Below are 18,410 nucleotides of genomic sequence, written 5' to 3' on the forward strand. Positions count from 1 at the left end.
ATTAAGTGTAATCCCTCATCTGTCGAACTCCTTCCCTCATCCCCATAGTCTCACTAAACATCTGCTGAGGAAGTAAAGAGGCAGCGTCGCAATCCAGTACTATTGTGACATCAGAGTGTTGCTTCAACGCCGATGCCGGCAAAGCCTCATCCACAGTACTGTGGAACAAATCCGCCATAATGGCTGCTTTTTTCATGCCCGTCGCCAACAGAACAATCTCCTTGGCCTCCAGAATATCCTGAATACCCATAGTGATTGCGCGGGTGGGCACTTCCTTCTTATCGACAAAAAAGCGACCGTTGTCCAGTCGAGTTTGCTCGGACAGCTCAATTACATGGGTTCGGCTGGAGAAACAGGTATGGGGTTCATTGAAACCAATATGGCCATTGGAGCCAATGCCCAACAGTTGTAAATCCAACCCGCCTGCTCCCCGGATTGCCTCAGAGTAGGCGTGGCAAGCCTTCTCAACATCCATCGCCATGCCGTCTGGAAGATTTATTTTCTCTTCCGGGATGCTTAGCTTGTTGAATAAATGCTGATGCATGTAATAGCGGTAGCTCTGAGCATGCTCCCCACCCAGACCAATATACTCGTCCAGATTAAAGGTGGTGAGCTGGGACAGATCTACAGGTTCGCGCTGTAAACACTCTAACAAGCGGTGATACACGGGCTCCATAGTGCTGCCGGTTGCCAAGCCCAGGTTGGTGCAGGGGTTGGCTTGAATCCGGGCTAGGAGGCGCTGGGCGGTGTAGTGGGATGCTTCTTGGGTGGTGTTGAAGATTTTGTACATGATTGGCGGCTCAATCTTTGCCTGGCACCCGGTCGCCAGCTCCTTTGCCTGAAACGGTCATGAGGATGTATTTAAAGTAGGCAGCCAAGCTCAAACTAGCCAACATCTTGGCATCCGTTTCTGCTAGCAGCTTTGGCGTAGACATATCAATATCGTTTACCTGCGCCAAACCAGTTATACCCGGGCGAGCCTTTAGCACACCGCGCTCTTCGCGCTCTGCAATTAACTCTTCCTGATTAAACAGACAGGGGCGCGGGCCCACCAAACTCATCTCCCCTTTTAATACATTCCATAGTTGGGGCAATTCATCCAGCTTGGTTTTCCGAAGAAAATGACCAAACTTGGTGATGGACGAACTGCTTGCCAGGTGACTGGCTACGGAAGCAGTGTCTACGGACATAGTGCGGAACTTTACCAGCGTGAATGGCTTTTTATTCCGCCCAACTCGTTGTTGCTTGAACACCGGAGAACCTGTGTCGAACAAACCAATTACGTAGAGCACAAGCAGCGCCGGAAAACCAAACACCAATCCCAACAACGAAAATATAAAATCCAATAAACGAATCACAGCTTCAATCCTGATGGTCTGGGAAACAGCGCTGCAAGCCCTGCTTTACCGTTAAGGGTGGCGCCCAGTTCAAAGTCTTCTGGGTATGACTAATATCAACTTGGAGGGATCCGAATAAGCGCTGGGCCACGGCTTTACTTCCAAGGAGTGTCGCGCCCAATTGAAGCAAGCCTGCGGGAACAGGTATAAGCCGTGATGGCCGGCCCATGGCTTCAGCAACACCTTTAAGCAATTGCGTTGTAGACAAATCCTCACCGTCGCTAACCAGAAACGTCTGATTGGCTGCGCCTGGATGGTCTATGCAGGTGATGATCAGATCAACAAGATTATCCAGCGCAACCAGAGAGCGCTTGTTGTGGACAGCGCCCAATGGCAATGGCAAACCCTTGCTAACCAGCTTTATCATACTGGCAAAGTTGCCCTTCACTCCCGGACCGTAAACGAGCGGAGGCCGAATGATAACGACTTCCATACCAGTTTCCGCAGCCAGTTCACGCAAAGCCTGCTCCGCTTCGTGCTTGGAAATACCGTAGAAATCTTGGGGTGCGGGTGTGTCGCGCGAGTAGAAAGGTTGGTCTGTGGCAGTTTGCTCACCGTTCACTTTAATCGAACTTATAAAGATGAAGCGTTTTACACCTGCGGCGGCAGCTTGCCGGGCTAGGTTGAGCGTGCCTGTTGAATTAACTGCACGATAAGCTGAAAGAGGATCAGCGGATTCGTCTTTCATTATGTGGGCACGGGCTGCTGTATGCACAACAACGTCTTGGCCTGAAAGTACGGATGACCAATTTACGGGCTTATCCATATCCCCAATGGCAACAATATTCTCTATCGCATCTACATGCACGGAGCCTGATCTCACAACGCCCACACATTCAAGTTTTGGGTCTTTGCTAAAACGGTGAAAAAGCGACCCGCCCACGAATCCATTCGCACCAGTTACAAGAATCCGCAATCTATTCGTCATGGCTTAAGTAAATCTCGATAGATCTCAATATGCTGCGCCACAATACGCTCAATCGCAAACGCCTCTTCAGCGAGCTTTCTGCCTTCCCGTCCCATTTCATGCCTCAACTCTGGGTTCTGGATAAGGGACTGTAGAGCATCAGCTAGCCCTAAAGGATCTTTTGCAGGAACAAGCACCCCCGTTACATCAGGAGTAATTGCATCGCGACAGCCTGGCACATCGGTCGTCACTACGGCTCTCCCACATGCAGCAGCCTCTACCAGACTTTTTGGCAACCCTTCCCGGTAAGACGGCAGGCATACAATATGGGCTGCCGCGTACTGCTCAGCAATATCGCTACGATACCCGAGCAGCTCAACCACCCCGGCTCGCTTCCAGCTTTCTAGATCAGGTTTGGAGACACTTGTTGGATTTCCAGGGTCTGGCGATCCTACAAGACGCATGGTCACAGGCACGCTCCGCTCACCTAATAGTTGCGCAGCCTGAACAAACTCGAAAACACCTTTATCGCTTAATAAGCGCGCTGCCATGACCACAACCGGCTTACCCGCTGGCTCCGGCAGGCATGGATACTCATCGAGATCCACACCTGAACCACGAATCATTCTTGTGTCCGACGGCTCCAACGCAACAAGGCTTTGCAAAGTGTCGCGATCATCCGGGTTCTGAAAAATTACAGCGAACCTTTTCTGCTTAAATGCTGCCGCATACAGTCGTTTGACCAGCCACCGGCGGGCTTTTGCCGCAATTGAAGATGCAAGAAAAACCGTACCAAGCCCAGAAACAGCGGACACCACAGCATTCACGCCAGAGAATCGTGCTGCAACACCCCCATATACAACCGGTTTAATGGTGACAAGGTGAACCAAGTCCGGCTTGAGACTGCGAAACAATGCGATTAACTTCAATATCGTTTTCAGCTCACTGAGTGGGTTTTGCCCCCTCCTTGCAAATGGTACAACATGGTGGGTAAATCCCTGCTTTTCAATTTCGCCGACCTTTTCTCCAAATGCCGAGGCAACATATACATCATAGCCTTCAGCTTTCGCAGCTTGAGCTATGGGCAGGCGATGCGACAGAAAAAACTCCGGCGCATTCACCACGAACAAAATTCTACCTGGAGCCTTAATCAAAGCCGCAAATCCGCCTCTCCCAGAGGCAATAAACCCTTGAGGTCATAAAGCACTCCGTCATCTTTCAGATAACCTCGAAGATCATCCGAGCTCATCGCAGCATATTCCTTGTGCGGTACCGCAACTATCACACCGTCGTATTCGCCCTGACCTGGCTGCTCGGTCAGGCTGATGCCATACTCGTGCTCTGACTCAGCACTGTCAGCCCAACAGTCAGTTACATCAACTGCACAGCCGAACTCCTTCAGCTCTTTCACTACATCTATTACACGGGTGTTGCGCAAGTCGGGGCAATTCTCCTTAAAAGCGAAGCCCATTATCAGTACACGCGCCTTGGCTATAGTGTGGCCTGACTTTATCATCGCCTTGACCAGTTCTGCCGCCACATAAGACCCCATGCCATCATTTACCCTCCGTCCTGCAAGAATGATTTCCGGGTGGTATCCAATAGCCTGGGCCTTATGGGTCAGGTAATACGGATCCACCCCAATGCAGTGGCCGCCTACCAAGCCGGGCTTGAACGGCAAGAAGTTCCATTTAGTACCAGCTGCAGCTAGCACCTCATGGGTATCAATCCCTAACCGGGCAAAGATCATCGCGAGTTCGTTTATCAAGGCAATGTTGAGATCTCGCTGGGTATTCTCAATCACCTTGGCAGCTTCTGCTACCTTGATGGAACTGGCCTTGTGGGTACCGGCGGTAATGATGTCCGCGTATAGGGCATCCACTTCATCCGCAATGGCTGGAGTAGAGCCAGAGGTAACCTTCATAATCGTGGTTACGCGGTGCTCCTTGTCCCCTGGGTTAATCCGCTCCGGGCTATAACCCGCATAGAAATCCGCATTGAACTTCAAGCCGGACACACTTTCCAATACCGGAACACACACTTCTTCAGTGGCACCGGGATAAACCGTGGATTCGTAAACCACGATATCGCCGACTTTTAACACCTTGCCCACGCTTTCACTGGCCTTTATCAGCGGCGTTAGGTCTGGGGTTTTGAAGTCATCGATGGGCGTAGGTACAGTCACAATGAACACGGTGCAGTCTGCAATATCATCCAGCGAATCGGTAAACGATAATTCAGGCGCTGCACCCAGTTCCTCTGCTGATACTTCGCGAGTGAAGTCTTCGCCGTTGTTGAGCTCGGCAATGCGCTTAGCATTGATATCAAAACCAACAACTTCGCGTTTTTCACCAAAAGCGACGGCCAGAGGAAGGCCCACGTAACCGAGGCCGATGATTGCGATTTTTTTCATGCAATAAATCCGTTGATAGACGTGACAAGTTACTAAGGGTGAGGAAATTCAGCTTTTGTGATCTAGATACCAGGGCATAGCCTTGGCAATTCCTTCTCTAATTCTATATTCCGGCGCATACCCTAGCTTACTGGCAGCCTTACTAATGTCTGCCTGGGAGTGCCGCACATCTCCCGGTCGAAAATCACGGTACACTGGCTCTTTCTCATAAACGACGCTGCTCTCTGCCAAAGCCTCTTTCAATGAGTCGAACAGGATATTCAACGTGGTGCGATCTCCAACCGCCACGTTGTAGACCTCATTCTTGGCAGATTCGTCCGCAGTGGCGGCGAGGAGGTTGGCCTGCACCGCATTCTCGATGAAACAGAAATCTCGGCTGGTTTCACCATCACCGTTGATGAAAACATCCTCACCACTGACCATGGCTGCAGTCCATTTGGGGATGACCGCGGCATAGGCACCATTAGGGTCTTGCCTCTTGCCGAAAATATTAAAGTAACGCAGACCAATGGCATTGAACCCGTAGCTGCGAGAGAACACATCGGCATACAGCTCATTCACATATTTAGTAACCGCATAGGGCGATAGTGGTTTGCCGATATTTTCTTCCATCTTTGGTAGCGCCGGATGGTCGCCATAGGTAGAGCTGGACGCGGCATAGGTGAAGCTCTTCACTCCGGCATCCCGCGCCGCCACCAGCATGTTGATAAAGCCAGTGATGTTGGCGGCATTTGTGGTGATCGGGTCGCTGATGGAACGTGGTACTGAACCAAGGGCGGCTTGATGGAGAATGTAATCCACACCACTGCAAGCTTTTTTACAGTCCTCTTCGTTGCGGATATCACCTTCAATAAAAGTGAAGCATGACCATTGCTCTCGGCTTACGAGGCTTTGGACTTCATTTAAGTTGTGTTGGTGGCCAGTGGCGAAGTTATCCAGGCCAACCACTTGTTGGTTCAATTGTAATAAATGCTCCAAAAGATTGGAGCCTATGAAGCCAGCAACGCCGGTGATCAACCAAGTGTTGGATTCATTTTCAAGGCGGGTACACAAATCATGATATCGCATCAGGGGCTTTGGTTTCCTTTTCTACAGAACGAATGGCACTAGGAGCAAGTTGGGGCTGACTGGCACGCCCTATCCGCCAATGCGCGGGCGCAAATGGCCTGAAGAGCGAGCGAACATCACAGTCCGAACACACAAATAGTACAAAAATAGTGATAAAGGGGTAACGGTAACGAGCTGCGGTACCATAATTGAATACAACCAACCCATAAATCGAAAGCGCGAAAATAATAAACAACAACCAAAAATTCAGTTTCCGCGGGGCACGTCGCCAAGCGACTCTTATGATCAGGAAAGTCACGACCACTATAGCAATATTTTCAAAAGACTGAATTAACTGAAAAAAATTTGAAGTTTCCCAAGGAAAAGGCTTCATAAAAAAATACAAACCACTAGTAATTCCTTCCAGAATAAACTCGCTTGGCCCGTTTATTAATACCACCTGTGATGGATCACCACCATCCTCCGCAAACATCGCAGCACGATAATAGTTAACGAGTGGTAACGCTATGGGAGCTGCTATAAGAAAAACAATAAATCCCACACTCAATGTTATTGCCCCCCTCCCTAGTGAAACTCCGCCATGCCGAATACCAAACCACGTGTATGCAAGAAGCAAAGGGGCTAAAACAAAAAAATTCTGAAATTTAATTGTAAAAAGCAATACGAGTGGAAACCATAAAACTAGCCAACGGCCTTCCCGTGCCCATTGGATGGCAACTACCATAAACACTAGTATAAAGTTATCTCTAAGGCCCATCCCTGTATACAAAGCAAGACTGGGATAAAGGAGGTAAAACCACATGGAAAGACTGGTGAAAACTTTTTTTCTAAACAACCAAAAAAATAATACCAAGTATAAAAAAGTATTTATAAATCCAATACTTAATGGCGTAACCGCTAGCGGGAATGGCATTAATGTAAATAATGCAGCCGCTTGCTCTACGTTACCACCTGTCAACGCATCAAAAAAACCAAGCTCTCCACTCCTGATAGCATTGAAAGCATGCCAATACTTGAACGCATCCGGCATAAAAGAAAATGAAAAAACCACCCCATTTAGAAACATCGGGAGCAGGCAATGACCAAAAAGCACTATTTCAGCTAACCGTGGCACCTTCATCAGCCGACAATTTATAAAAACGAATAACAAACAAAGGAGCAAGTTCGGCATGTCGTAAAAGCGCATACCGAAAAAACCGGCATCAAATATCCAGTCCAAGTCGGTCATTCAGACACTCGAAATACGTTCAAGACATCACTCTCGGTTAGGAACTAAAATCAGTCTGAGCACTTAAACTTAGCCTTCTCATGAGACGATAAAAAAGCAAGCTAAAATATAGAAACATCAGAACGTCACAGAACAAAACACCTCGGATAGCGGTTACGTTAATCATATCTAAAACTGACTTTTACGTTAATTTCTTGTGGCTAAATTGATGCGGATTTTTCCCGAGGTTACACTACATCCGATCCCGGATCACCTATGCAGCATGAAGTCAACAAGCCACACCAGTAGACTCAACAGCTGGGCAAAAAGGAGCAGATCAAATTAGCGAATTACTGACATTGTGCGGTTAACACAAACTTCAGCAAAACTTCTGATCGATTCAAGAGCCAGAAATATTAAAAAACTTAATCTTAGGCTATATCAATCCTGTTTCCGGCCCAAACTCAGTCTTTAAGGCCAACATCAGGCGTTTTGACACGGACTTACCCAGCAAACGCGTATACAAAAGCAAATATGTAAAAAGCCGCGCCCTGTGTTCTTTAACAGCCCTCGGCAACACACCTTCCTGTGTCGGAGTAGATTATTGGCTACGTGGAATAGGCACTCACCCGGCGCTCACTACTGTTCCGTCAGCCACGCCTGAAACATCAACACATTCCAAAGATGGTACTGCCAATTCATTTTGCCACTCAAGTGCTGCACCCACATAGTTCTGACAGGTTCCGGGTGGAAAAAACCTTCTCTTCTCAACCGTTGCTCACTCAATAAAGACTCAGCCCATTCACGGAGTGGCCCACGCAACCAACTATCCAGCGGAATCCCAAATCCGGCTTTCGGGCGCTCGATAAGTTCCCGTGGAACATACTTGTAGAGCACCTGCCTAAGCAACCATTTTCCCTGCCCATCACGAATCTTATATTCTAGGGGCATCTGCCACGCCAACTCGACAATCTGGTGGTTAAGCATGGGTACCCGTGTTTCGAGGCTAGTGGCCATAGCAGCACGATCCACTTTCACCAGAATGTCATCCGCCATATAGGTTTGGGCATCCATTGCCATCATGGCATGCTCTAGACTGTCGGTTTTTGGCCAGGCACTGCTATTGGAGATTAGAGTTTCGGGCTCACTGCCATTGACCACAACACTGGCCGGGTCATTCCAATGACTGGTTAACTGACGATAAAATGCATGGCCATCCGTCAGCGATAACACATCTGCCAACTTTCGGGCTTTCTCACCCGGTATGGATAAACGTGCACGCTTTGGCAATACAGGCGAGAGCGTTTGAAAAAGGCGATCCCACTGCGCGGGTGACAAAGCACGCAAGGAGGCTGCACCAAACTGGCGAACAAACTTAGGCAGTCGCTGCACCGGTCCCCATACTTTTTGCGCTGCCATATAGCGATTGTAACCACCAAAAAGCTCATCACCGCCATCGCCACTCAGCGCAACAGTCACATGCTGTTTCGCCATCTGGCTTACGAGAAAGGTAGGAATCTGGGAACTGTCACCAAAAGGTTCACAAAACATACTTGGCAGCCGGGGTATTACTCCATGCGCATCTCTGGCATTTACATAAAGCTCTGTGTGATCTGTGCCTAGATGTCGAGCAATCTGCTTGGCGTGCTCGGCCTCGTTATAGCCTCCCTCTTCGAAACCAATCGTAAAGGTTTTCACTCTCCTGGTGGACTGCGCCTGCATCAGTGCAACGATAGCAGAGCTATCTACGCCCCCACTAAGAAAGGCCCCCAGTGGCACATCCGACAGCATCTGCTCCGAGACGCTGCTAGATAAACAGTTTTCAAGAAGATCAACCGCTTCAGAAGGGGTACCAAGAAACCTGTTCGTCTGACCATTCTCAACAACGTGATTTAAGCTCCAGTAAGCTACAGGGGCCGCAGCTTTTGACTCGGCCACATCGCCCCTCACCGGAATCCGAACGTAATGCCCAGGCTTTAATTTCTGAATACCTTGATAAATACTATAAGGTGCAGGTATGTAACAGTGCCGCAACAGAAGGGTTAACGCATCTCGGTCCACCTCGGCATTAAAACTTGGGTGGGCTTTCAACGCCTTCAATTCAGACCCAAACAACAGAACATCACCACACCAGCCCCAATATAGAGGCTTTTCACCTACTCTATCCCGGGCTAGCGTTAACTCGTGCTCTTGCTTATCCCACAAGGCAAACGCGAACATTCCCCGAATTGCTTGCAAAGTTGCTTCTAGTCCCCAAGCCGTCAGACAGGCGAGCAATGTTTCGGTATCGGATTGGCCACGCCAATTTAGCTCTGCATTCTGACCAGCCAAAAGACTCCGCAACGCCAGATGGTTGTAAATTTCGCCGTTGAAAACCAAAACGTATCTGCCGCAATCGGAGTGCATAGGTTGATGACCTGCAGCAGACAAATCCAGAATCGATAACCTTCTATGCCCTACTGCCACCACTCCGTCGTCAGTGTGCCAATATCCTTCGCTATCTGGTCCTCTGTGGCTGATTTGATCGCACATAGATTGAATGGTAGTGCGACTAAAGGATTCTCCGTAGACAAAACCGGCTATTCCGCACATCAGCTAAAACTCTCCGGCCGCTGCCAATCGGCGAACCAAGCATGCTCAAAGTTCTCGACCATACTCTCTATCGAGAAATGCTCGACGATGCGATCACGACAAAACCGCTTTCGACTTGCCCATTTGTCAGGATTATTACGGCACTCACTTTCCATCGCCAATATAAGGTTCGCCAGTTCTTCCGGGCGGCCTGCAGGACAAACCGCCTTGGCGTCACCTATAATGTGCCTCGCATCACCGACATCTGTTGAAACGCAGGGCGTTCCACACGCCATTGCCTCAGCAACAACATTGGGAAATCCTTCAGAACGGCTAGACAAGACGTGTAGATCCAATGCATTCATAATGTCCGGTATATCAGCTCGAGGTCCAAGCAACTGAACGCGTGCCTCTAAATCAAGCTTCTCGATTAGCTCCAGCAGCTCCGAATTGTTTTCATCTATGTTGGTTCCGATTAAAATGCAGCGGAAATCATCTAATTCCTGAGCAATCAACTTAATAGCTCTGAGTAATGTTTCATGATCTTTTAAGGGATCATACCTGCTAACCGTTCCTAAAAGAAAAGTATTTTCAGAAATTCCTAATTCGCTACGAACGGAGTTTCGACGTTCTTTATCAACTAACAAGCGTTTTACGTCATAGCCATTAAAAATGGTATTCAGCTTTCTAGCAGAATAGCCAATTTCGGCATGCACTTTTTTTGCCTCTTCAGCACAGCAAATAATGCCGGCAGGAACCCATCCCGAGATGCCGGCGCATACCCGTGCAATCGCGCGTGTCGCGGCTGAAGATCGTCCTTTTTCAAGCGAAGACATCCTCACTCCCCAGAAAACCCGGTTCACACCCGCAAACCGAGCAGCCAACCCACCAAAAAGATCCGCATGGTACATCCAGGTTTGTACGCAATCAGGCTGCTCTTTCTTGATTATTTGAATAAGGTTCAGCCACTTTCTCAAACTCAATTTACCGCGATCCATGCCGAGGCAATAAACTTTTACACCACCCATTTCTAAAACCGGACCGTACTTCCCCTCATCCATTAAAGAGACCACAATGTGCTGCAACTCACTGTTGAGGCAAAGCCTTGCTAGAACACCTTCTGCACCACCATCATTCAGCCCGGTTATAACATGAAGAACTTTATTCATTGGGCTTCTAGCCAAGCCTGAAACATCAAAACACTCCATAAGTTACCAGAATTGTCCCGCTGCCCATTTAGGTGTTGCAGCCACGCCTTTCGAATGGGTTGAGGATAAAAGTACCCTTCTGTCTGCAGGCGCTTTTCATCCAACAAACATTCTGCCCAATCTTTAAGAGGGCCTTTCAACCAGTCCCCAAGTGGTACAGAAAACCCTTTCTTCGGGCGTTCAATAAGCTCACGGGGAACGTGTTTATATAACACTTCCCTCAAAACCCACTTACCCTTGCCCTCTCGAATCTTCATGTGTAAGGGCAACTGCCACGCAAATTCGATAATACGGTGATCCAACAAAGGCACTCTGGTTTCCAAGCTGTTCGCCATGGCTGCGCGATCCACCTTCACTAGAATGTCGTCTGGCATATACATTTGAGTCTCCATCGCCATCATCCAGTGCTCGTAGCTGTTTGTAGCGGGCCACAACTCCGGCGAGTTCAGCACAGACGCGGGTTCATTTGCGTTCCGCACAATGGTTTCCGGCTCTAGCCAGTGGCTCATCATCAGCCGATAGAAGTCTTCTTTCGAACGGGCGGCCATCACGTCTGCGAACTTAAGCAATTTGTCCGGTGCTGGCGATCGAGCGATCATAGCCGCCATCGCTCTCCTAACCGGCCTAGGCAGTTTGCTAAGCGCACGCCAATACTTTGGAGCGAACTGGTATGGTGTGTAACCCCCAAACAATTCATCACCGCCATCACCACTCAGTGCAACCGTAACGTGCTGCTTAGCCATCTTGTTGACAAGAAATGTGGGCAACTGCGAGCTATCAGCAAAAGGTTCGCAGTATATAGACGGCAGATGGGGCACCAGCTCTAAAGCATCCTTTGCGGACACGTACAACTCGGTATGGTCCGTGCCGAGGTGGCTGGCCACTACGGCGGCGTACTCAGCTTCGTTGTATCGAGGATCATCAAAACCAATAGCGAACGTTTTAACCGGTCTACTTGCCTGCGCCTGCATCAGCGACACAACCACACTGCTGTCGACACCGCCACTGAGAAACGCCCCTAATGGAACATCTGCCAGCATCTGAGCGCTCACACTTTGAGTCAGAAGCGCTTCTAAGGCCTCAACCGCACGTGACTCTGTAGCTCCGAACGTGCGCTGGCCGCCGTTCTCAACTGCTTTGTTAACTGACCAATAGGGCACGGGTGTAGCCGCATCAGGCAAGGAGCTACTATCAAAGTGAATATAATGTCCGGGAGGTAGCTTGAAAATGTCTTTATAAATGGAGTGAGGGGCGGGAATGTAGTTATGACGCAGGAAGATAGCCAATGCGTCCCGATTAATCTCACCCTCAAACTCCGGAACGGCTTTAAGCGCCTTTAGCTCCGAGGTGAAAACCAAACCGGCGTTACACCAGCCGTAATAGAGAGGTTTTTCGCCAGCCCGATCCCGGCCAAGGGTCAGGCGTTTCTCTTGTTTGTCCCAAAGAGCAAACGCAAACATCCCAACTGCGGACTCAAGGGTCGCCACTACCCCCCAGGCCGAAAAACAAGCCAATAGGGTCTCGGTATCCGCATGGCCGCGCCAATCCACAACCTGCCCGCTGTCTTCTAACATTTGCCGCATCTGCAGGTGGTTGTATATCTCACCATTGAATACTAAAACATAACGCCCACCCTCTGATGCCATTGGCTGGTGGCCTGCTGGCGAAAGGTCAACAATTGCCAGGCGCTGGTGCGCTAGCAAAACATCATCTTCCTCATTGTACCAATGACCATGTGAGTCGGGGCCACGATGCTCAAGTATACCGCTCACATCTATAGATGCAGCTCGAGCGACATTTATCCCAACTGCTAGCGTTCCAAAAATTCCACACATTACATAAAAACCAATAAAGTATTAGGATGGGCTTGATTAGTGAACTATAGACACGGCACTTTTGTGCGATCTTCAACACAGCGGTACAAGTGGCTGCGCCTAACCGGCCAGCTTATTAAGCTCTATCGGCTTCCCATGCAATGGCATAGCGGCTGAAGAGGCCGTGATCAGAAACAAGCACCAATACTGCCCACATGTTACTGACGAGCAATAACTGATGCTTTACACCGCAAAGATGATTGGCTCAGGCCCTAAACGGAGACTCCATGGTGCCTCCATGGCTTTGCTTTGTTGCTGGTGTTTTTTCTTTACCCGATAGAGCGATCATTCCAGGGGTAGGGAAACGCATTTGTCTGCCATCGGGGTTAGTCGTCCTCGCTGCTATCCAGCTCCTCGCCCCGCAAGGCTCCGAGTTTTTTGACAGCATCAGAAACGAGGTTGCCTTAGCCATAAGCTCTGCCCTTGTGGTGAGCTTCCACTCTCAGATTTTCATGGGCTTGAGGACGAACAATTAACCTATATCTTAACAACTCCAAACGAAAGCAGATAAACACACAGACAAAAAAATGACTTTAAATCTCCCGTGACCTTAAAGACGAACCATAGCGAGGCTCCATATTGTAAGACATGCCTTTCACCACGAATTATCATAGAATAACAATATGACAACTCCTTAAAATATTCAGGATTCTTGGCCAACACCAGATTACATGAATTAAGGTGATCAACAGTATTCCGTCCTACAACCATCCTCTTGTTCGTTACATTCCCAGCGTGCCTTCTATAACGACCTAAAATTTCATCTATATATCTAATATTACCACCTGAAGAAAGAGCTTCGACCCAGTAAAGCCAATCAGATGCAACGGGAAGTTCTCGATTGTACCCTTTTTTAGGCGTGCGATCTCGTCTAACCATTGTTGAGCACGCCCCATTAAAACAGCCATACTTAACGGCAACCTTTACGTCACCCTCCTTTGGCGTATTCTTTTCAGAAAAACGATACAGGGTTCTGTTAGTCAAACTGTCAAAGACGTCCAAGTCATGATAGCAAATAGTACAGTCAGGATCAGACTCCATAAACTCAACTTGTTTTCTGAGCTTACCTGGTAACATCAAGTCATCACCGCCCATCCAAGCGACATATTTACCTGAACACGCAAAATGTGCAACATTCGAGTTATAAGTAATCCCTTGATTAATCTCAGCCAACTTCAATATTATCTTTCCTGGGTAACGCGTTTCATATTCATATAACATATCATGAGTGCCATCATCAGACGCATCATCGGCTATGATAACTTCTAGGTTTGGATAATCTTGGGCTAAAACCGAATCAAGACATGCTCGAAGAAATTCTTTTTGATTATAAGTAATTATAGCTACTGAAACCAATGGGAAATTATTTTCAGGCATCAAAACATCCAGCGTTAATATGATAATCGACAGTTCTTGACCTTAAACTCAGTTAGGCTGATTCAATTTTCGCCAACCAGCCGCTAAGTTTTAAGCGCTCTAACCACTCAAAATTGAATTAAACTTGCCCAGCATATCCAGTAAAGTGTTTTTTCCAAAATAACGCTAATGCGTCTGTGCATGCTTAATCGTTAGACCTCAACGCAGGCTTAAATGACCACATCCATTTCCACTAGATTGGCTAGAAAAATCTCCACCACCGGACAAACTCACTAAAGCGCATAAGAAAGATATGAAATAGAGGGGATGGCGAAAAAATTGATTTTTAACAACTCTCCACTAGCTAAGGACTCAAAATGCTCAAGAAAACCTCTTTAACATGGACACTAATTAGAACATTACTATTGAGAAGCCACATTCAAAACCACTCAAAACCAGCGACCTTTTCAAAAAATTTTACATCAATTAGGCAATAGAATGAGGTAAACTTGACAACCTCTCTCTCCACACCTCCAACTCCCTAACAACATAATCTTTTCCGTCAAGTAATTCCGATACTATTTCGTTATCTTTACCATTCCCTATATTTTTAAGTGACTTATTCAGCTCAAATCTACGGTTATTTTGATCACGGGCCGTAGATATTTTAAAGAAATCACAAATCCTCGATGTTACTCGATCATGATTTAATAAAAAGTCCTCAAAGGAAAAAACAATCAGATCATCTGTTGATGTCTCAGAAGCGATTTTCAATCGAGCTTTATATATTTTTTTCGAAATTTCTAAAAATCGATCGGCCGGGTGAAGGTGCTCTGTGCCGCCATGAAATCTAGGGGATGAAGTATCTAAATGAGATCCAGATAGAACAATATCAGCAAATTGATCCAACGGATCTCGGTGAACGAACACCAACTTAAACGGCGCAAACAATTTTGGCCATAAGTCACTATGCTCATCGAACATTTCATCATAAAAAAATGGATTTTGGAACACACTGTATTGAAAGTTGCCTTTGGCTGACAGCCTACTTGCAAGCTCATTTAACCACAACCGCCAAAAACTCACTTCATCAAAGTCATTGGATGATATATTTCGCTCATAAGTGCATAAAGCTTTATAAAAAAACCTATAGTAAGCTGGCCGCAAGAAATAAGCTGGCTCCTGCCTAGATTTAAACATATTCTTTGTGTAACGGCCAACAACGTTTCTTACAATCTTATAAGCCCCGAGATAACAATCAACTTTATTCTTAGAAATCATTTCATTCTTTTTTTCAAAATTCTGTGTCGCGATCATATCCATAATACCGCTCTCGAGTCTCGATATGTGGAAATCGCCCTTAATGAAGGAGAATTCTTCAAAGCCGTCCATCCAGTCAAGTACAGCCGTATTACCAACGAACCATCCACCAGAATTAATAACATTCATTAAACAAATCCCTTAACTCCGCCCTCTGATCTATGAGTAAGCTGCTGACAAAATAGGGCCACCCTTTCATTTCACTCCAATTACTTATAAATACAAAATCCAAACCCGCTGTAGTCGCCGCCTCATAATCATATCTACTGTCACCCAAAAACAGTGCAGGATCCTGGACGACACCATCCATTATTTTCTGAGCGAGTATTTCATCTTTTGTGTCAGGGCTACCAAAAATCCCTCCATCAAACAATCTCACTAAGCCACGCTTAGCGAAAATTTCACGCAACTCACTCTGATCACCGCCAGAAACGATCAACCAACAAGCTTCAGAAGTGAATTCTCGAAGCTTATTCAGATCCTTGGCCACTTCGCAACTAAGCAAACCTTTGCGCACTTTACCTGCATAACTGGATAACAATTTATCTAAATTAGGACCGCGTTGCTGAACAGAAACGATATTCTCCAGGAAGTAAGAAAACTTCTTATAACGTGAAACTCCCCCATTAGCAACGTGATACTCTACTAGCTTCATCGCAGCCTCCTCACCATAAGGTAAAGCAGTGTGATAAAAAGCTTCAGTTTTAACTTTATTAGAGTTTAAAATAACCCCATCGCAATCAAAAATTATTGTGGAATAGTCAGTAATACGATGCTTCACAACGCCACTAGCCCTTTTTCAACCATACATTCAGCCATCAAAAAATCTTCAGGCCAGTCAATATCATGGCTTTCTAGCTTATCAAGTTCATATAGATAGGGGTGCAGCCCAATACGGTCTTGCTGATCCGCATAAACACTCGAAGAGGTTAAAAACGCGCCACTGTTTACTTCATGCACTGGCTTAATTGTTTGAGTTCGGGGCCATTTTTCATTCACACGATCATAATTAATGGGCTTGCCATTTTGCCATAGAAAACTTTGCAATGGAGTGGTCGTCATCAGTGAGTCATAGCCTCGCTCCAATTGATCTCGGTAGCAGTTTATGAGGTTGTCGTATCGTTCGCCGGTAATAAACGGGGATGTCACATGTGTCCAGAGAATGTGGCCTTTTGGTATCAATGAAAGTGCGTGATTCACCAGCTGGTCGGTACTGGTTATATTTGAGGACAGTGCTTCTGCGCGTTGATGTAATCGAATGCGACGCTGCTTTAAACTATCTGCATAGTTTAAAATTTCTTCGTCGTTCGTACTTAACACAATTTCATCGATATAATGGCTGTTTAGCAATTGTTTAAGTTTTACTTCAATTAGGCCGAACGTGTTACCAGCGAATGATTTGATATTTTTACGGGGCACTCTCTCGCTGCCTTTACGGCACGGTAGAAAACAGCTGACAGCTTCCTTCATGGCAATAATCCATAGACACTTTTTTGTGGAACATCATAACGAGTTGGGGTAATCGCGATTAAAGGCGCCGCGCCTGAGCTTTGTCGATAAAGCTTCACTACGTCATTCATTTCACTGTTGCGCGGGTCTCCAGCCGGATAACCATCAAATCCCGCAAGAAGAACGCAGTTAGCTTGGCCACAACCAGCAATTGCAAACGCATAAGCCATTACTAATGAAGTCGGCAACGTGCAGTGATGCTCACCAAATTCAAATTTGTTTTCCTCTACATTCAAGCCAAAATCCAATATTTCTTTATCTGCCAATGCCTGCCTGACATCTTGCGGCAGCATAGAATAAGGTGTGATCAATGGCTGCGTCAGTTTTGTATGGGTGACACAATCCGCCAATAGTCTTACCGGGTGACACGCCACACGTAGGTTGATCAGTTCGGCAGCGATGGCGCTTTGCGTATTTAATGCCAACACTAAGGGTTGGCGCCCGCGTATATAACGCTCCAGAGCCTGACGGTGGCGCTCCACGCCAGGCCCGGTCCCCAATAAAAGCACGTCACGACCAAAGAACTGAGAGACTGGGGACCAATGGCCCTGCGGCGCGCCTCGATAGAAATGTCGCGCTGCATCCAAAGTGTTTAGACTGAATTTTTTGCCGCCCACCACGCGTAAATGCTCTATCACTGCCAGTATATCTTCTTCGCTGAACCGGGAGTCGCTTAACATTTCCTGAATATAGGTTGGGTGAATGCCATATTTTCCGGCCAGATAGTAATAAGGATTGGTTCCCCAGCCATATTGGCGTTGCATGGGTTTAAAGTGCTGACGTAACAGCGCCATTAAAGGCACTAGGTTTACCGGCTGCCCGCGACGTTCAGCGATCTCAATCGCCAACTCTTCTGTACGTGCGTTACCAGGACCACGCCCCATGCCGGTGACTGTAGCATCCACCCATTCCACGCCTTCTTCAATGGCACGTAACGTATTGGAGAGCGCTAACCCTAGATTGTCGTGGGTATGAATACCGGTTGGACCACCCCACTCGCTACGCAACCACTTGATAATTTGCGCTGCTTGTTCCGGCAACATACTGCCCATACTGTCAGCGAAATACAACGCATCTAATGGGTACGAAGCCGCCAGCCTCGCTAGCGTTTTTACGTCTTCCTCGGTTTTATCCGCAACCTGCATCAGATTAAAACCAACCATGTAACCCTGCTCCTTGAGCCACGTCACAGCTGGCAGCGCTTTCTCAAACTCATGCACATGACATGCGATGCGCACCAAATCGATGGGTGATGCGCTCGCACTGTTTGGGAATAGGCGTTGCAACACCTCAACTTGGTTAAGATCGCCCACAAGCTCACTCGCATTCACCATCACGCCTAATATTAAATCATCAGGAATTGACAGACTACGAACAAACTCATCTGTCGTATAGGCGCAGGAACCCTTGAATCCCGAGTTTTGTGATGAGCGCAGACCTAGCTCAACTATGTCCACCCCGGCAGCAACCATCGCCTCCAAGTATTTATTAATCAGATCATTGGAAAAATCCCAAGCATTATAATATCCCCCATCACGAAGCGTGCAGTCCAGCATGATGATATTTTTATGCATCGTGAA

15 protein-coding genes are annotated in these 18,410 nt (G+C 47.3%); all 15 read right to left on the minus strand.

Annotated elements, in window-relative coordinates; all coding sequences use genetic code 11:
• Nucleotide 1: 1 nt before the first annotated feature.
• Nucleotides 2-790 (minus strand): glucosamine-6-phosphate deaminase, encoded by a 789-nt coding sequence (gene nagB, locus Q0824_RS05250; RefSeq protein WP_298448145.1) that lies wholly within the window; start codon nucleotides 788-790, stop codon nucleotides 2-4.
• 10 nt (nucleotides 791-800) lie between these two features.
• Complete coding sequence (locus Q0824_RS05255) at nucleotides 801-1,358, minus strand: sugar transferase (RefSeq protein WP_298448147.1); 558 nt, start codon at nucleotides 1,356-1,358, stop codon at nucleotides 801-803.
• Between the two features lie 4 nt (nucleotides 1,359-1,362).
• The gene (locus Q0824_RS05260) at nucleotides 1,363-2,325 is read right to left on the minus strand and encodes an SDR family oxidoreductase (protein ID WP_298448149.1); all 963 of its coding nucleotides are present in this window, start codon (nucleotides 2,323-2,325) and stop codon (nucleotides 1,363-1,365) included.
• Nucleotides 2,322-3,458, minus strand: a complete 1,137-nt coding sequence (locus Q0824_RS05265) for a glycosyltransferase family 4 protein (RefSeq protein ID WP_298448151.1) — start codon at nucleotides 3,456-3,458, stop codon at nucleotides 2,322-2,324. The genes Q0824_RS05260 and Q0824_RS05265 overlap by 4 nt, the downstream gene beginning before the upstream one ends.
• Nucleotides 3,455-4,717 carry a Vi polysaccharide biosynthesis UDP-N-acetylglucosamine C-6 dehydrogenase TviB gene (gene tviB, locus Q0824_RS05270; protein WP_298448152.1) on the minus strand — a complete coding sequence of 421 codons (1,263 nt, stop codon included), beginning with the start codon at nucleotides 4,715-4,717 and terminating at the stop codon, nucleotides 3,455-3,457. The genes Q0824_RS05265 and tviB overlap by 4 nt, the downstream gene beginning before the upstream one ends.
• Before the next feature lie 48 nt (nucleotides 4,718-4,765).
• On the minus strand, nucleotides 4,766-5,785 hold the full coding sequence (locus tag Q0824_RS05275; protein WP_298448153.1) for an NAD-dependent epimerase/dehydratase family protein: 1,020 nt from the start codon (nucleotides 5,783-5,785) through the stop codon (nucleotides 4,766-4,768).
• Nucleotides 5,772-7,013: a hypothetical protein gene (locus Q0824_RS05280; RefSeq protein ID WP_298448154.1), complete on the minus strand. Its 1,242-nt coding sequence runs from the start codon at nucleotides 7,011-7,013 to the stop codon at nucleotides 5,772-5,774. Before Q0824_RS05280 ends, Q0824_RS05275 begins: the two co-directional genes overlap by 14 nt.
• A gap of 618 nt (nucleotides 7,014-7,631) precedes the next feature.
• Nucleotides 7,632-9,584: an asparagine synthase (glutamine-hydrolyzing) gene (gene asnB, locus Q0824_RS05285; RefSeq protein ID WP_298448155.1), complete on the minus strand. Its 1,953-nt coding sequence runs from the start codon at nucleotides 9,582-9,584 to the stop codon at nucleotides 7,632-7,634.
• Nucleotides 9,584-10,732 carry a glycosyltransferase gene (locus Q0824_RS05290; RefSeq protein ID WP_298448156.1) on the minus strand — a complete coding sequence of 383 codons (1,149 nt, stop codon included), beginning with the start codon at nucleotides 10,730-10,732 and terminating at the stop codon, nucleotides 9,584-9,586. Before Q0824_RS05290 ends, asnB (Q0824_RS05285) begins: the two co-directional genes overlap by 1 nt.
• Complete coding sequence (gene asnB / locus Q0824_RS05295; RefSeq protein WP_298448157.1) at nucleotides 10,729-12,606, minus strand: asparagine synthase (glutamine-hydrolyzing); 1,878 nt, start codon at nucleotides 12,604-12,606, stop codon at nucleotides 10,729-10,731. Before asnB (Q0824_RS05295) ends, Q0824_RS05290 begins: the two co-directional genes overlap by 4 nt.
• Before the next feature lie 516 nt (nucleotides 12,607-13,122).
• Nucleotides 13,123-14,022 (minus strand): glycosyltransferase, encoded by a 900-nt coding sequence (locus tag Q0824_RS05300; protein WP_298448158.1) that lies wholly within the window; start codon nucleotides 14,020-14,022, stop codon nucleotides 13,123-13,125.
• A 465-nt stretch (nucleotides 14,023-14,487) separates the two neighbouring features.
• A complete protein-coding gene (locus Q0824_RS05305) occupies nucleotides 14,488-15,450 on the minus strand; it encodes a sulfotransferase (RefSeq protein ID WP_298448159.1) in 963 nt (320 codons plus the stop codon).
• Nucleotides 15,437-16,102 carry an HAD hydrolase-like protein gene (locus Q0824_RS05310; protein ID WP_298448161.1) on the minus strand — a complete coding sequence of 222 codons (666 nt, stop codon included), beginning with the start codon at nucleotides 16,100-16,102 and terminating at the stop codon, nucleotides 15,437-15,439. Before Q0824_RS05310 ends, Q0824_RS05305 begins: the two co-directional genes overlap by 14 nt.
• A complete protein-coding gene (locus tag Q0824_RS05315; RefSeq protein ID WP_298448162.1) occupies nucleotides 16,099-16,791 on the minus strand; it encodes an acylneuraminate cytidylyltransferase family protein in 693 nt (230 codons plus the stop codon). Before Q0824_RS05315 ends, Q0824_RS05310 begins: the two co-directional genes overlap by 4 nt.
• Nucleotides 16,788-18,404, minus strand: a complete 1,617-nt coding sequence (locus Q0824_RS05320) for an aldolase catalytic domain-containing protein (RefSeq protein ID WP_298448164.1) — start codon at nucleotides 18,402-18,404, stop codon at nucleotides 16,788-16,790. Before Q0824_RS05320 ends, Q0824_RS05315 begins: the two co-directional genes overlap by 4 nt.
• Nucleotides 18,405-18,410 lie beyond the last annotated feature (6 nt).

The sequence above is a fragment of the uncultured Marinobacter sp. genome, assembly GCF_947488835.1.
Lineage (GTDB): Bacteria > Pseudomonadota > Gammaproteobacteria > Pseudomonadales > Oleiphilaceae > Marinobacter.

What these genes read in the sequence shown, in the direction of transcription:
- asnB (WP_298448155.1), bottom strand. Translation starts at nt 9,584, where the DNA reads ATGTGCGGAATAGCCGGTTTTGTCTACGGAGAATCCTTTAGTCGCACT.
- Q0824_RS05290 (WP_298448156.1), bottom strand. Translation starts at nt 10,732, where the DNA reads ATGAATAAAGTTCTTCATGTTATAACCGGGCTGAATGATGGTGGTGCA.
- asnB (WP_298448157.1), bottom strand. Translation starts at nt 12,606, where the DNA reads ATGTGTGGAATTTTTGGAACGCTAGCAGTTGGGATAAATGTCGCTCGA.
- Q0824_RS05300 (WP_298448158.1), bottom strand. Translation starts at nt 14,022, where the DNA reads ATGCCTGAAAATAATTTCCCATTGGTTTCAGTAGCTATAATTACTTAT.
- Q0824_RS05280 (WP_298448154.1), bottom strand. Translation starts at nt 7,013, where the DNA reads ATGACCGACTTGGACTGGATATTTGATGCCGGTTTTTTCGGTATGCGC.
- Q0824_RS05275 (WP_298448153.1), bottom strand. Translation starts at nt 5,785, where the DNA reads ATGCGATATCATGATTTGTGTACCCGCCTTGAAAATGAATCCAACACT.
- Q0824_RS05315 (WP_298448162.1), bottom strand. Translation starts at nt 16,791, where the DNA reads ATGAAGGAAGCTGTCAGCTGTTTTCTACCGTGCCGTAAAGGCAGCGAG.
- Q0824_RS05320 (WP_298448164.1), bottom strand. Translation starts at nt 18,404, where the DNA reads ATGCATAAAAATATCATCATGCTGGACTGCACGCTTCGTGATGGGGGA.
- tviB (WP_298448152.1), bottom strand. Translation starts at nt 4,717, where the DNA reads ATGAAAAAAATCGCAATCATCGGCCTCGGTTACGTGGGCCTTCCTCTG.
- Q0824_RS05305 (WP_298448159.1), bottom strand. Translation starts at nt 15,450, where the DNA reads ATGAATGTTATTAATTCTGGTGGATGGTTCGTTGGTAATACGGCTGTA.
- nagB (WP_298448145.1), bottom strand. Translation starts at nt 790, where the DNA reads ATGTACAAAATCTTCAACACCACCCAAGAAGCATCCCACTACACCGCC.
- Q0824_RS05260 (WP_298448149.1), bottom strand. Translation starts at nt 2,325, where the DNA reads ATGACGAATAGATTGCGGATTCTTGTAACTGGTGCGAATGGATTCGTG.